The 13,967-nt window shown below is 57.0% G+C and carries 12 protein-coding genes; 6 read left to right on the forward strand and 6 right to left on the reverse strand.

Annotated features, from left to right (window positions below):
• Positions 1–87: 87 nt before the first annotated feature.
• The 3 genes from B5G09_RS03145 (at position 88) to B5G09_RS03160 (ending at position 3,830) form a co-directional block, all read left to right on the forward strand.
• On the forward strand, positions 88–582 hold the full coding sequence (locus B5G09_RS03145; protein ID WP_087404091.1) for a helix-turn-helix transcriptional regulator: 495 nt from the start codon (positions 88–90) through the stop codon (positions 580–582).
• Between the two features lie 1,575 nt (positions 583–2,157).
• Positions 2,158–3,063: a zinc ABC transporter substrate-binding protein gene (locus B5G09_RS03155; RefSeq protein WP_087403998.1), complete on the forward strand. Its 906-nt coding sequence runs from the start codon at positions 2,158–2,160 to the stop codon at positions 3,061–3,063.
• The gene (locus B5G09_RS03160) at positions 3,060–3,830 is read left to right on the forward strand and encodes an ABC transporter ATP-binding protein (protein ID WP_087403999.1); all 771 of its coding nucleotides are present in this window, start codon (positions 3,060–3,062) and stop codon (positions 3,828–3,830) included. Before B5G09_RS03155 ends, B5G09_RS03160 begins: the two co-directional genes overlap by 4 nt.
• Positions 3,831–4,013: 183 nt before the next feature.
• Here B5G09_RS03160 and B5G09_RS03165 read toward each other — a convergent pair whose 3' ends face one another.
• From B5G09_RS03165 to argS, 3 genes are all read right to left on the reverse strand, one after another.
• Positions 4,014–4,301, reverse strand: a complete 288-nt coding sequence (locus tag B5G09_RS03165; RefSeq protein ID WP_087404000.1) for a hypothetical protein — start codon at positions 4,299–4,301, stop codon at positions 4,014–4,016.
• A 542-nt stretch (positions 4,302–4,843) separates the two neighbouring features.
• Positions 4,844–5,845 carry a hypothetical protein gene (locus tag B5G09_RS03170; protein WP_241147551.1) on the reverse strand — a complete coding sequence of 334 codons (1,002 nt, stop codon included), beginning with the start codon at positions 5,843–5,845 and terminating at the stop codon, positions 4,844–4,846.
• A 246-nt stretch (positions 5,846–6,091) separates the two neighbouring features.
• Positions 6,092–7,879 carry an arginine--tRNA ligase gene (argS, locus tag B5G09_RS03175; protein WP_087404002.1) on the reverse strand — a complete coding sequence of 596 codons (1,788 nt, stop codon included), beginning with the start codon at positions 7,877–7,879 and terminating at the stop codon, positions 6,092–6,094.
• A gap of 127 nt (positions 7,880–8,006) precedes the next feature.
• Between argS and B5G09_RS03180 the strand changes: the two genes are divergently transcribed.
• Together B5G09_RS03180 and dusB are read left to right on the forward strand one after the other, a co-directional pair.
• Positions 8,007–9,293, forward strand: a complete 1,287-nt coding sequence (locus B5G09_RS03180; RefSeq protein WP_087309222.1) for a hemolysin family protein — start codon at positions 8,007–8,009, stop codon at positions 9,291–9,293.
• Positions 9,290–10,312 (forward strand): tRNA dihydrouridine synthase DusB, encoded by a 1,023-nt coding sequence (gene dusB, locus B5G09_RS03185; protein WP_087404003.1) that lies wholly within the window; start codon positions 9,290–9,292, stop codon positions 10,310–10,312. The genes B5G09_RS03180 and dusB overlap by 4 nt, the downstream gene beginning before the upstream one ends.
• A gap of 98 nt (positions 10,313–10,410) precedes the next feature.
• On the opposite strand, the gene B5G09_RS03190 is transcribed toward dusB, so the two are convergent.
• From B5G09_RS03190 to B5G09_RS03200, 3 genes are all read right to left on the reverse strand, one after another.
• The gene (locus B5G09_RS03190) at positions 10,411–10,905 is read right to left on the reverse strand and encodes a methylglyoxal synthase (RefSeq protein WP_087309220.1); all 495 of its coding nucleotides are present in this window, start codon (positions 10,903–10,905) and stop codon (positions 10,411–10,413) included.
• A gap of 176 nt (positions 10,906–11,081) precedes the next feature.
• A complete protein-coding gene (locus tag B5G09_RS03195) occupies positions 11,082–11,504 on the reverse strand; it encodes a DUF5606 domain-containing protein (RefSeq protein WP_087404004.1) in 423 nt (140 codons plus the stop codon).
• Positions 11,505–11,578: 74 nt separating this feature from the next.
• Positions 11,579–12,502, reverse strand: coding sequence for a mechanosensitive ion channel family protein (locus B5G09_RS03200; RefSeq protein ID WP_087404005.1), 924 nt, complete (start codon positions 12,500–12,502; stop codon positions 11,579–11,581).
• A 168-nt stretch (positions 12,503–12,670) separates the two neighbouring features.
• Between B5G09_RS03200 and serB the strand changes: the two genes are divergently transcribed.
• Complete coding sequence (gene serB, locus B5G09_RS03205) at positions 12,671–13,894, forward strand: phosphoserine phosphatase SerB (protein ID WP_087404006.1); 1,224 nt, start codon at positions 12,671–12,673, stop codon at positions 13,892–13,894.
• The last annotated feature ends 73 nt before the right edge of the window (positions 13,895–13,967 follow it).

Genomic DNA, 13,967 nt, shown 5'->3' on the forward strand with positions numbered 1-13,967 from the left:
TCTATCAACACTTATTAACATTTTACAAATGTAGAAAATTCTTGTTTTACAAAAGAAAAGTGTTTATATTTGTAAAAAATTATGCAGATGAGGGAGAAATTGCTCGAATTGTTGAATCGCGAAGGGTTGAGACCCAGTCAGCTCGCTGAAATCCTCGAAATCAATCCGGCAGGAATCTCCCACATTCTCGCCGGACGGAACAAACCCAGTTTCGAATTGCTCCAGAAAATCCTCCGGCGTTTTCCCAAAATCAATCCCGACTGGCTCCTGCTCGATTCAGACCAGATCTACCGATCCGAAATCCCCAATCCCGTTTCGGGAAGTCCGACCGACAAAACCCAAGCGGAGAAAAACAACCTGGACAATACCTTGTTTGGAAATACGTCAAATGGCGGCAGCAAGTCGGGGACTCCCAAAATTACATCGCCTGGAAATACGGCCCTCCCCGAATCTGCAAACGGTGGTCATCCGGTCGCATCGAACATTCCGACGACCGGCAATCTCTCGAAAGCCGGTATAAAACGGATCGTCATCTTTTACGAGGATCAAACCTTCGAAACCTATACTCCGGCCAACCTCTAAAACGGAAGCCGGTAAAGAAGAGCCGCAACGTCGTCGGAAAGGAAATCTGGTCCAACCGGAAGCACACGGGGTGTCATTCCGCGAAGGTGCGCGAGAATACGCTAAAGCTGACCGTTCCATATACACACGTTCCCAAATACGGCACTCTCAGAACGCATAATTAAGCGCTGTTTGCCAGGGGTTGTTTGCGTACGTAAGTGAAGTCCGGGCTTTGATGAGGCTGAGGCTGGACGACTCCGGACGACTTCGGACAACTTCGGATTCCCGGAAAAACGCACACTCTGAAAAACAGACTGGGGCTGGCCTCAATCAGCAGCCAGGTTGCGAATAAATCTGTGGATCGTTCGCGACTTTTTCTCAAATGGCAACAAATGCAGGGCTTCCGTGACCGTCCATCCGTGACCGTCCATCCGAAGAGTCATCGGCATCCGAACTCGCACAATGTACATAGTCGAACGGTGGCTGGAGGCATCATTGCCTCTCGTCTCGATGGATGGGCATGAAACCGCCAGAAAACGCCAAAACGCAGTCGGTCTGTTCGAATTGAGCGACGAGGCGTGCGAAGTTGACATCGGTATTGAGTTCGCGCACTGAGTTTACCATTTGTAGAGGGACCCGCACGTAACGCGGTCTGGATTCGATCGACGCTCCGAAGAGCGCCTTTTTCTGTTTTGGTGAGAGCATAGCAAGTTGTTGTTTTTGAGGTTGTTTTACATATGTTACCTTAGGTAAGTTACGATATTTGAGTACGTAATTTTTCGACCTATCCGAGTATCAATCCGTTACCAAGATATGAAATAATATTTATATTATGTTAAATTACAATAAGAGGATAACAGACTGTCTAACGATTAACACGAAATTTACGAGCTGGCTGGCCTCCGATCAGCGGTCAGGTTACGAACTCAGCAACTAAGGAATCTGTGCCCGTAAATTCGTACAGACAAAATACGGTTGGAACAAAAGAATCTGCGCCCGGTAAATTCGAACAGACAAAATACGGTTTCGAACAGACAAAATACGGTTCGGAACAAAAGAATCTGCGCCCGGTAAATCCATACGGACAAAATACGACAAATGACGATTCGAAAAATGATTACACAGCAGCATATCATCGCAGAGATCCCGGAAATGCAGTCCGGAAGCTGACTTGTGCCTTGCCCCTCAGAATGTGAAAAATCGACGAACTAAACGCGGCGAAACAAACTCTTCACAACATAAGTGATCGCAGTCGTATCCGGATCATCGCTCGGCTAACCTAAGAATCAGGAGTTTCGGCTCTCGCATATTGGCAGGAATCTTCAAGGAAGAACGTAAAAAACACGGTCGGACTTGAAACAATCAAATGTCCAGCCGGCTATCCGGATCGCAGGCCTGCAAACAAAGACTCGTAACCAAGCAGAGAAGGGAACTCCCCTACCCTCCGGAAAAGCAACTTTGGGATGCGATAATTGACGGCAAAATGTACGGACGAAACCAATCCGAAAACTCCAGGCTGCACAATTCACTCCATTATTTATTACCTTTGCGGGAAGAAATTGAGTCGAAATTCCCGACTCCCCCGCGCTAAAAAGTATGAAACAAATTACAATCCTCCTGGCTGCACTCGCACTCTGCATGGCCTGCTCGACCCGGGAACCGGTTCAGAACAGAGCGTTCTGTGTATCCATTCTGCCCCTGAAAAGCATCGTCGAACAGATCGTCGGAGACGATTTCGAAATCCAGGTCATCGTCCCAAAAGGCGCCAGCCCCGAAACCTTCGAACCTACTCCCAGGCAATTCGTCGAAATAAACAAAGCCCGGATGATCTTCAGTGTAGGCCTGATCGACTTCGAAAACTCGCTGATCAACAAAATTCAGGACAAGGACAAGATCGTAAACCTCAGTCGGGGGATTCAACTCATCGAGGGGTCCTGTGCTCACGTCACAAACCGTTCGGCAAACGATGCCGTGGCAAACGAGGGCCAGACTGCAAACCGCCCGGAGGAACACAGCCATGCGCATGGCGTAGACCCGCATATCTGGACATCGCCGAAAGCTCTGGAAATCATGGCGAAAAATGCCTTCGACGCCATTCGGACTGCCTATCCGGATTCCATCAAGTATGAAGAAAACTACAAACGGCTGATCCAGAAAATCGAAAAGTCGGATGAGCGCGTCCGCGAAAAAATCAATCGCAGCGGACTCAAATACTTCATCATCTACCACCCGGCTCTCACCTATCTCGCCCGCGATTACGGAATCTGCCAGGTCGCCATCGAATCCGAAGGCAAGGAGCCTTCGGCCCGACGACTGGCCGGAATCATCCGCCAGGCCCGGCAGGACGGCATCAACAAGATATTCTATCAGAATCAGTTCCCGAAGTCGGTCGTCGAGGTCATCGCCCGTGACATGCAGGCCCGGTACATCGAAATCGACCCCCTCGAGGAACAGGTCATCGAAAATATCGACCGAATCACCGACTTAATCACCCTGCCATGACCCTGGTCTCTCTACACGACGTTTCGGTCGCTTACGACGGCCATGAGGCGCTACAGCATGTCAACCTCGAAATATTCGACCGCGATTTCCTCGGGATCATCGGACCCAACGGCGGCGGTAAAACAACCCTCGTCAAGGCTATTCTGGGGGCTATACCCTACTCCGGAGTCATTCAATATGCTCCGGAACTCTTCCGGGGTCGCGAACGGCTGATCGGATACATGCCCCAGATCGCACACTTCGACCGCGCCTTCCCGATCTCCGTATTCGAGGTCGTTCTATCCGGGCTGCAAGGCCATCACGGATTCCGGTCGCGATACTCCCGGCAAGACAAACTGCGGGCCATGGAGCTGATCGCACAATCGGGACTCGAAAACGTGGCCCGCCACCCCATCGGCGAGATATCCGGCGGGCAGATGCAACGCGCCCTGCTTGCCCGCGCCATCATCTCCGAACCCCGCCTGCTGATCCTCGACGAACCCACGAACTTCGTCGACAACCGCTTCGAAAAGGAGCTCTACAATACGCTCCGAGAGCTGAACAGCCACATGGCCATCGTCATGGTCTCGCACGACATCGGAACCATCTCCAGCGTCGTCAAGCAGATCGTTTGCGTCAACCGACACGTACATCGGCACCACTCGAACATCCTTACTCCCGAACAACTGCACAATTACGACTGCCCGATTCAGCTGATCACCCACGGAACCATTCCGCACACCGTCCTGGAGCACCACCCCGGCGACTGCTGCTCCGACCACGAATAGGCCCGGCAGTCACCGTAATTCGACTATACCACTGGGAGTCACCGTATTACGACTAAAGCCGGCATTGACGCTTCCAAGGTGGATGCAGCCCCTGCAAAACAAACAGGGAGGACATCCCAACGGATGCTCTCCCTGTCTTATCGTCGGCCGGATCTGCTCCGGCATCCTCCGGCAATCGAACGGCTACTTGGCGCCGTTGATCGCGCTCAGTTTCTCGAACAACTTGCCAAATGAATCCTCCATCTCGGCCCGAAGCGCCGCGTAGTGCTTGCGGACCAACGAACGATTATGAGGCTCGGCCGGATTCATCGCTTTGACGAACAGATCGTTACGAACGGAAACTGCCTCCTGCATCACCTCGAAGATCTCCTTCTCCTTCGAGGGCTGAAAACAGATTGCCATGTCGCAGTCGAATACAACCTCCTCGAGGCGGTAGTCGATCTCCTTCTTCAGGACACGTAAATTTGCCATTGTATCTCGGTTTTAGAATTCTTGCTTCGACAAAGGTAGCAATTCCTTTCGGATTAACAAACCTTTTCCCCCGATTTGCTGTCTATTGCCCTACCCTACAGAAAACCAACCACAAAAGACCCGGCCTGTTCAGGTCGGGTCTCCATTCGGCTGTCAGTCGGTCGGAAAACAGGCTGGCCGGAAAAACTCTCCGGGCTGAAAAGATATCGCAAGGCCCGCATCGAGGCTTCGAAGGGTCAGGCTCCAGGGGCCGAGGAGCTGGAATCGGGATCCGGACCGGGCACGAGGTCCGGGAACGAGGAGCGGGGACCGGGAACGGGGACCGGGCACGAGGTCCGGGCACGAGGTCCGGAAACGAGGTCCGGGAACAAGGTCCGGGAACAAGGTCCGGGAACAAGGTCCGGGAACAAGGTCCGGGAACAAGGTCCGGGAACAAGGTCCGGGAACGAGGTCCGGGAACGAGGTCCGGGAACCGGGAAACAGAACCGGAATTCGGAACCCGAACGCCGGAAATCAGACTCCAAACGCAGAACTCCGAACCATCACATCTTCTCGAGCTCCTTATAGGTCTTGCCCGTGGCTCGGGCCGCCTTCTTGGCTGCCTTGGCCTCCTTCCTGGCAATCTTCTTCGCGGCCTTCTCCTGTGCCCGGGCAATCTTGGCCGCCTTACGTGCATCCCGTTTGGCCTGTCGTACGGCCGCCTTCGAATCCTTCTTTACGGCGTGTGTCTCCTCGCGAACCGCCTTGCGAACCTCCCCCTTGTCGGGCATCTCGACAATCACGCCGTTCACATCCTCCTCAACCACCACGTAATCCTGTGCCGGAGCTGCCGGTTTCGGCGCCGGAGTCGGCTTCTTGATCAGCGTACGCTCCTCCACAACCCGATCCGTCGCGTAGCCGATCATCACCTCAACACGCCGCATCGGTGGCAGAATCTCCTCGGCCAGGTAGTTCCAGACCGCCGGATTGCGCTTCAAGTCCTGCTCCTTCGCCATCGGCGGCTGCGTCCCGTCGACGATCCCGAGAACCATCGCGCGGTCGGGAACCGACGACGAGGCTATCGCTGCGTGGGTCGACTTCCAATCCTCGGCTACGGATTTCACCGTTACGTTATAATGCTTCGAAAAGTTATACTTGCCGTCAACGTACGCCTTGAAATCATTCGCCCGCTGAGCCGCCAGCTCCTCATTATAGGCCACACTGCCGTCCGGCGAGGCATAGCCCGTAATGATCACCTCGCAGACCCGACGCGTCGTGTCCTGCATCAATCCCTCCACGAAGCTGTTCAGCTCACTCAGCGCCTGGGCATTGCCCTTCAGGGCCGCATTGAGCTGCGCCACGCTGATCCGATAAAGAACCGAATAGTCCACATCCGACATGCTGCGGATCAGATAACGCCGAACCTGGTAGTCGCCCTCGACCCGATCCGACAACATCACGGTATCGGCGGCTGGACACGTGGCCTTGACCGCCGTCTGCGCCGTCGCTCCGGCAGCGCCCATCATCGCAACCGACAGTGCGATGGTTGATACAATTGTTTTCACGTTTGTTGAGTGTTGGTTTACGAACACTCCCATTCACAAGTTTCGTACCACAAAACCCCTGGCATCGGTTGCCACGCCAAAGCCCGGACACAAAAAAACAGAGGTCCCGAAATTCGGAACCTCCGTTTCGTTCTCTCGTTACGGGGCTTGTCCGCAGGATGGAGACTGGATGCGGCTTATCCTCGAGCCCCCTGTCCCAGTCGACCCGGGAGGGGGGGGGCACCCATCCCTGGCTACCCGCCCCGACTACATGCGCTCCGGGACGTCGATGCCCAGCAGCGACATGCCCTTACGGATTACACGGGCCACCTGTGCAGCCAGCGCCAGGCGCATCGACCGCGTGGCGGCATCCTCCTCCTTAAGGATCGAGTGGTCGTGGTAGTAGCCGTTGAACTGCTTGGCCAGGTCGTAGACGTAGGCCCCGATGAGCGACGGCGCAAAGTTCTCCCCGGCGGCCTTCACCGTGGCCGGGTACTCCGTCAGCATCTTCACCAGGTCGATCTCCTCCGGAAGCAGCGTCACCTCAGGGGCAATCTCACGCGATGCCTCTACCCCGCTCTCCGCTGCCTTGCGAAGCACCGAGCAGATCCGCGCGTGCGTATACTGGATGAACGGACCCGTATTGCCGTTGAAGTCAATCGACTCGCGCGGATCGAAGAGCATCGTCTTCTTCGGGTCAACCTTCAGGATGAAGTATTTCAGCGCCCCGAGGCCCACCATCGTCGAGACGGCATTGGCCTCCTCCTCCGTGCAGCCGTCCAGCTTGCCCAGCTCGGCCGACATCTCGCGCGCCGTCTTCACCATGTCGGCAATCAGGTCGTCGGCATCAACCACCGTGCCCTCGCGCGACTTCATCTTCCCCTCGGGAAGCTCCACCATGCCGTACGAAAGGTGCGTAATGTGGTCGCTCCACTCGGCGTAGCCCAACTTCTTCAGCACCAGTTTCAGCACCTGGAAGTGGTAGTTCTGTTCGTTGCCCACCACGTAGATCATGTCGTCGAGCTTGTTGTCCTCGAAACGGCGGTAGGCCGTACCCAGATCCTGCGTCATGTAGACCGACGTGCCGTCGCCGCGAAGCAGCAGCTTCTCGTCCAGTCCGTCGTTGCGAAGATCGATCCACACCGAATTGTCCGGACGGCGGTAGAAGACCCCCTTCTTCAGACCCTCCTCAACGAGCGATTTGCCCAGAAGGTAGGTCTGAGACTCGTAGTAGACCTTGTCGAAATCGACGCCCAGCGCCTTGTACGTCACGTCAAAACCCGCGTAGACCCAGCTGTTCATCTTCTCCCACAGCGCGTAGACCTCCGGATCCTTCGCCTCCCACTTGCGCAGCATCTCCTGCGCCTCAAGCATGATCGGTGCGTGTTTCTTGGCATCCTCCTCGCTCTGCCCCTGCGCCATCAGCTCCCTGATCTGCGCCTTGTAGTGCTTGTCAAACTCGACGTAGTATTTGCCCACCAGGTGGTCGCCCTTCATGCCCGATGACTCGGGGGTCTCGCCTCCGCCGTAGAGTTTCCACGCCAGCATCGATTTGCAGATATGGATGCCGCGGTCGTTCACCAGGTTGACCTTGATCACCGTGTGGCCGTTGGCCTTGAGGATCCGGGCCACCGAATAGCCCAGCAGATTGTTGCGGATATGGCCCAGGTGAAGCGGCTTGTTCGTATTGGGCGACGAGTACTCGATCATGATCGTTCGACCCGTCGACGGCGCCTCGCCGTAGTGCTCGTCCGAGGCAAGATCCGTAAAGCGCCCCTTCCAGAACGACGCATCCAGCACCAGATTCAGGAAGCCCTTGATGACGTTATAGGAGCGGATCTCCGGCACGTTGGCCGTCATGTACTCGCCGATCTCCTGCGCCGTGGCCTCCGGCGATTTCCGGCTCCGGCGCAGCAGCGGAAACGTGACCAGCGTATAGTCGCCCTCGAACTCCCGCCGCGTCTTCTGAAGCTGCAGCTGCTCGTCGCCCAGCGGACCGTACAGCGCCTCGACCGACCGCCGAACCGCTTCCGTAAGATAACTCTCAATATTCATTTTTCTGTCCGATTTTGACCGCAAATTTAACGTTTTTCATCGAATTACCAATCCCTTCCGCCCCTTTCTTTTGGCTTTTCACCCGACTTCCATTATCTTTGCACATCGAATCACCCCTTATCCAATCATGGAAATCCTCATCATCGCCCTGCTGATCCTGCTCAACGGCATCTTCGCCATGTCCGAAATGGCCCTCGTCTCCGCCCGCAAGTCCAACCTCGAAATGCAGGCCCGGCAGGGCAGCCGGGGTGCCCGCAAGGCGTTGCGGCTGGCAAAGGATCCCGACCGTTTCCTCTCGACCGTACAGATCGGAATCACGCTGATCGGAATCCTCACGGGTATCTACTCCGGGGATACACTCGCCGCACGCCTGGGCGAACAGCTCGCACGCCTGGGACTCTCGCTGCGTTCGGCAACGGCCATCGCGCAGGTCGTCATCGTCATCCTGGTCACCTATCTGACCATCATCTTCGGCGAACTCGTCCCCAAGCGTATCGGCATGAATGCCGCCGAAAAGGCCGCATCGATCCTCGCCCGACCCATGGGCGCGCTCTCCACGATCGCTTCGCCGTTCGTCTGGCTGCTCGCAAAAAGCACCGCCGCAGTAACCCGTCTGCTCGGGCTCCAGAAGGCCGAAAGCAAGGTCACCGAAGCCGAAATCCGATCGATCATCCAGGAGGGCGCCGAGGACGGCGAGGTCCAGGAGGTCGAACAGCAGATCGTCGGTCGCGTCTTCTCGCTCGGTGACCGGACCGTCGAGTCAATCATGACACATCGCAGCGAAATCGCCTGGATCGACGTGGCAATGTCCGTCGACGAGATCAACCGGATCGTCGCCGAAGCCCCCCACAACCGGTATCCCGTCGGTGACGGAAGCCTCGACAAGCTGCTCGGCGTGGTCTATCTCAAGGACCTCTTCCTCCACCTCAACGAGCCCGGTTTCGACATCCGCAAGATCCTGACCCCAGGCAAGTTCTTCCACGAAGAGTTCGAAGTCTACAACGCCCTCGAACAGCTCCGATCCGAACAACTCGGATACGGCATCATCTGCGACGAATTCGGCGTTACGCGCGGAATCATCACCCTGAAGGATATCTTCGAAGCCCTGGTCGGCGAACTGCCCGATCCGCGCGAGGAGCCCGACATCGTCCGCCGCGACGACGGCAGCTCGCTCATCGACGGGCAGTGCCCCTTCTACGACTTCCTGGCCGCATACGGAATCGAGGACGATATCCCGTCGAACGCATACAACACCCTCAGCGGCCTGATCCTCGATCTGCTCGGACACATCCCCTCGACCGGAGAAAAGGTCGAATGGCGGGGATTTACCTTCGAAATCGTCGACATGGACGGTGCCCGAATCGACAAGATCCTCGCCGTATACCACAAACCCACCACCGAAGAGGAAGCATGAAAATAGCCGATCTGGAACTCGGCGAACAGCCCCTGCTGCTCGCCCCCATGGAGGATGTCACCGACCCCTCGTTCCGATACATGTGCAAGCGCTTCGGCGCCGACGTCGTCTACACCGAGTTCATCTCCTCGGACGGACTGATCCGCGACGCCGCAAAATCGCTCAAAAAACTCGAAATCGACGACGCAGAACGTCCCGTCGGCATTCAGATTTACGGACATCTGATCGAACCCATGGTCGAGGCCGCACGTATGGCCGAAGCCGCCGGCCCCGACATCATCGACATCAATTTCGGCTGTCCGGTCAAGAAGATCGCCGGCCGAGGCGCCGGTTCGGGCATGATGCGAACGCCCGACCTGATGGTCGAAATGACCCGGCAGATCGTCCGCGCCGTCCACACCCCGGTCACCGTCAAAACCCGGCTGGGCTGGGACGACACCTCGAAAAACATCGAGGAGATCGCCCTCCGTCTGCAGGATGTCGGCATCGCCGCCCTGACCATTCACGGCCGGACCCGAGCCCAGATGTACCGCGGCGTGGCCGACTGGACCCTCATCGGAGCCGTGAAGAACAACCCCCAAATCCACATCCCCATCATCGGAAACGGCGACGTCGATTCGGGCCCCAAAGCCAGGGAGATGTTCGACCGTTACGGCGTCGACGGCGTGATGATCGGCCGTGCCACCTACGGACGGCCCTGGATCTTCCGCGAAATCAAGCACTTTCTCGCGACGGGCGAGGTGATGCCCCAGCCGTCGGTCTCGGAACGTGTGGCCATCGCCAAGGAGCACCTGCACAAGTCGCTCGAAATCAAGGGCGATCATGTCGGTATTCTCGAAATGAGACGCCACCTGACCAACTACTTCAAGGGGCTGCCCGACTTCAAGTCGACACGGCTGAAGCTCGTCACCTCGCTCGACATCGACGAATTGTTCTCAACGCTCGACTACATCGCCGCGCGTTGGGGCGATTATGACCTCTCGGCGGCCGTGCCCGCTCCCCTCTCCCACGACCTCTGACGCCCCGGAGAAGAGGCTTAGGAGGTGCCGGAAGAAGGTCGGAAAAGCCGGCCTCCCCGCAGGAAGACCGGCTTCTGTCATTCGTCCGGAGCTGCGTCCTACAGCAGCACCCGCTCAATATAGGCCTTGTAGTCCTTGACCACCGGCGTGTAGTTCTCGTCCTCGAACAGCGGCGACGAAATCAAAAAATCCGCCGACGAACGGTTCACTGCCGTCGGAACATTATACAGCGTCGCCAGCCGAAGCAGCGCCTTCACGTCCACGTCGTGCGGCTGGGCCGACATCGGATCCCAGAAGAAGATCAGGGCATGGATCTTGCCATCGGCAATCATCGAGCCCAACTGCTGATCGCCGCCCAGCGGGCCCGATTTCAACAGCGTAATCTCCAGTTCGGGGGTCTCGTTGCCCTCCGTCTGCTGCTCCAGATGGTGCGCTCGAGCCCGCAGCGTCCGCTCGACCATCTTGCCCGTAGTTCCCGTGCACACAAGGTGATGACGGCTCAGCTTCTCACTGTTCCAGTCCACCCACTCCGCCAGGTCACGCTTCATGTTGTCGTGCGCGACCAAAGCCAACACTTTCGGTTGCTTTTCCATATCCCTCTCTGTTTTTGATAAGTAGCGGAACGGCTGACACCGCTCCGTCGGTCATTCTCTTCCTCGGCCGTTCTCTCCCCCGGTCATTCTCTCTACCGGTCATTCTCTTCCTCGGCCGTTCTCTTCCTCGGCTGTTCTCTCTCCCGGTCGTTCTCTCCCCCCCCCGGCGGCCGGCGCTACTTCGCGTCTGCCTCGCCGGCAGGCTCTTCGGCAGGCTTGAACTCCGTGAAGCCCGCCTGCAGCAGGATATTATACCACGAGAAGCACTTCTTGATGTCCGATACATGCACCCGATCACGGTCGTACTCCGGAAGAACCTCCGCAAAAGCCGCCTTCAACTGCTCGGGCGTCGATTTCGGGCTGATGGTCTCCTTGCCCCCCGTGTGCTCGTAGATGCGCGTAAAAACATCGGCCAAGGCAATGTCATCCCCTTCGGTAAACATCGATATGTCCGACAGCGCACTCACTCGTGCACTCGCCGAAGCATTCATCCGGTGGCCGTCCAGAAGCGACTCCACAATCACGCCTCGCGTCGACTGCGCCACGTATTTATACAATCCGGGTTGCCCCGTAATAGCCAGAATCTCTTTCAGTTCCATAATTTGTTTCTCTTATTGCTTGTTGGGTTCATAAATGATCGTTTCTCGCTCGCAACCGACCCAATGCCGGCCCGTCAATCCTGCTTCACGTGAACGTCCATCTGCGGGAACGGAAAGTTGATCCCCGCCTTCGGCAACTCCTTGTAGAAGCGTTCGTTATATTCGTAGAAGACAGTCCAGTAGTTGGCATTCACCGTCCACGCCCGGATCTTCAGATTCACCGAACTGTCGGCCAGTGCCTCGACAACGACGACCGGTGCCGGCTGCGGAAGAATCCGTTCGTCGGCGGCAAACATCGCCAGAATCGCCGCCCGGGCCACGTCTACGTCGTCGCCGTAAGAGATCCCTACCGTCCAGTCGACCCGTCGTTCGGGGGCTGTCGAATAGTTGTCGATGATGGCCGTGGCGATCGAGTTGTTCGGGATGTAGATCGTCTGGTTGTCGTTGGTCGTGATCACCGTCGAGAAGAGCTTGATCTCGCGCACCGTGCCCGACTCTCCCTGTGCCGAAATGTAATCGCCTACCCGGTAGGGCTTCATCAGCAGGATCATCACGCCGCCCGCAAAGTTCTGCGCCGTGCCGCTCAACGCCATACCGATGGCCAGCGTCGCGGCCGATGCCACCGCAATGAGCGACGTCACGTTGACGCCCAGCGTCGAAACCACGATCAGGATCAGCAGCAGCATGAAAACCGCACGCACCGAACTCCGCGTAAAGGCCCGAAGCGAAAGTTCCACCTTCCGATGCTCCATCGCCACGTCAATCAGCCGGACCAGACGCCGCATCAGCCAGCGCCCGATATAGTAGATCACCAGCGCGATGACGATCTTGATCACCACCCACAGCGTCTCCGACAACAGATTCTGAGCAACCTGACTGAAATCCAGATTCACCAGCCGGTTCACCGCCTCGGCAAAATTCGCCTTCTGCACACTGTCCGGTACAATGAGCGGAGCCGCCGGCTCCTCGGCCGCAACGGTCGCAAGTATTCTCCACATAGCTTTCTCCAGTTTTATCAACCTGTCGTCCCCTGCAAAAATGCATCCACCTGTGCCTCTCTGCGCCGGACTCTCCTGTTTTATGTGCAAAAATAACCAAATTTTGCAGAACTTTATTAACTTTGTATAGGCTTTTTGCCCCAATCACAAAATCCTACCCGTGACAGCATGCAGAACAACGTCGAAATCATCCAGATAAATATCTCCGGGGAAGACAAACCCGGAATGACCTCCTCGCTCACCGAAATCCTCGCCCGATACGATGCCTTCATCCTCGACATCGGTCAGGCGAACATCCACCAGTCGCTGACCCTCGGCATCCTGATCAAAACCTCCTCCGACAAGTCCGGATTCATCATGAAGGAGCTCCTGTTCAAGGCCTCGGAGCTGGGCGTGATGATCCGATTCACCCCGATCTCCGAGGAAAAATACAACGACTGGGTCAGCCGCCAGGGCAAAAACCGATACATCATCACCCTCCTGGGACGGACCGTCACCGCTCGGCACATCGCCGAAGTGACGAAGGTCGTCGCCGAACACGGCCTGAACATCGACGCCATCAAGCGTCTGACCGGTCGCATGCCCCTCAAGGAGGACAACCGTGCCGCAAAATCCTGCATCGAACTCTCCGTGCGCGGATCGCTCACCGACGAGGAACGAAGCACCATGCACGAAGGATTCATGAACCTGTCCGAATTCGGCCTCGACGTCTCCTTCCAGAAGGACGACATCTACCGCCGCAGCCGTCGCCTGATCTGCTTCGACATGGACTCCACGCTCATCGAAACCGAAGTCATCGACGAACTCGCCGAACGCGCCGGCGTCGGTGACCAGGTCCGCGAAATCACAGCCAGCGCCATGCGCGGCGAAATCGACTTCTGCGAAAGCTTCACACGCCGCGTCGCCCTGCTCAAGGGCCTCGACGTCTCGGTCATGGAGGATATCGCCCGGAACCTCCCCATCACCGAAGGTCTCGAACGCATGATGACCGTCCTCAAACGCGTCGGTTACAAAACCGCCATCCTCTCCGGCGGTTTCACCTACTTCGGAAACTACCTCCGCCAGAAATACGGCTTCGACTACGTCTATGCCAACGAACTCGAAATCGAAAACGGCAAACTGACGGGCCGTTACGTCGGCGAGGTGGTCGACGGCCGGCGCAAGGCCGAACTCCTGAGGCTGCTCTGTCAGTTCGAGTCGATCAACATCGCCCAGTCCGTGGCCGTTGGCGACGGCGCAAACGACCTCCCGATGCTCAACCTCGCCGGCCTGGGAATCGCTTTCCATGCCAAACCGAAGGTCAAGGCCACGGCCCGCCAGTCGATCTCAACCATCGGCCTCGACGGAATCCTCTATTTCCTCGGCTTGAAAGACTCCCGAATCGAAGCATGACGCTTTGTCCCATCAACCGGTCGGACGGCACCGGCGTTCCGTCCGCTGCGGCCGCGCTTACGGCTCGATCCCG

The sequence above is a fragment of the Alistipes sp. An54 genome (genome assembly GCF_002159375.1).
Classification (GTDB): Bacteria; Bacteroidota; Bacteroidia; order Bacteroidales; family Rikenellaceae; genus Alistipes; species Alistipes megaguti.

Coding starts and splice junctions, on each gene's coding strand:
- B5G09_RS03145 (WP_087404091.1), top strand. CDS start 88: ATGAGGGAGAAATTGCTCGAATTGTTGAATCGCGAAGGGTTGAGACCC.
- B5G09_RS03155 (WP_087403998.1), top strand. CDS start 2,158: ATGAAACAAATTACAATCCTCCTGGCTGCACTCGCACTCTGCATGGCC.
- B5G09_RS03160 (WP_087403999.1), top strand. CDS start 3,060: ATGACCCTGGTCTCTCTACACGACGTTTCGGTCGCTTACGACGGCCAT.
- B5G09_RS03165 (WP_087404000.1), bottom strand. CDS start 4,301: ATGGCAAATTTACGTGTCCTGAAGAAGGAGATCGACTACCGCCTCGAG.
- argS (WP_087404002.1), bottom strand. CDS start 7,879: ATGAATATTGAGAGTTATCTTACGGAAGCGGTTCGGCGGTCGGTCGAG.
- B5G09_RS03180 (WP_087309222.1), top strand. CDS start 8,007: ATGGAAATCCTCATCATCGCCCTGCTGATCCTGCTCAACGGCATCTTC.
- dusB (WP_087404003.1), top strand. CDS start 9,290: ATGAAAATAGCCGATCTGGAACTCGGCGAACAGCCCCTGCTGCTCGCC.
- B5G09_RS03190 (WP_087309220.1), bottom strand. CDS start 10,905: ATGGAAAAGCAACCGAAAGTGTTGGCTTTGGTCGCGCACGACAACATG.
- B5G09_RS03195 (WP_087404004.1), bottom strand. CDS start 11,504: ATGGAACTGAAAGAGATTCTGGCTATTACGGGGCAACCCGGATTGTAT.
- B5G09_RS03200 (WP_087404005.1), bottom strand. CDS start 12,502: ATGTGGAGAATACTTGCGACCGTTGCGGCCGAGGAGCCGGCGGCTCCG.
- serB (WP_087404006.1), top strand. CDS start 12,671: ATGCAGAACAACGTCGAAATCATCCAGATAAATATCTCCGGGGAAGAC.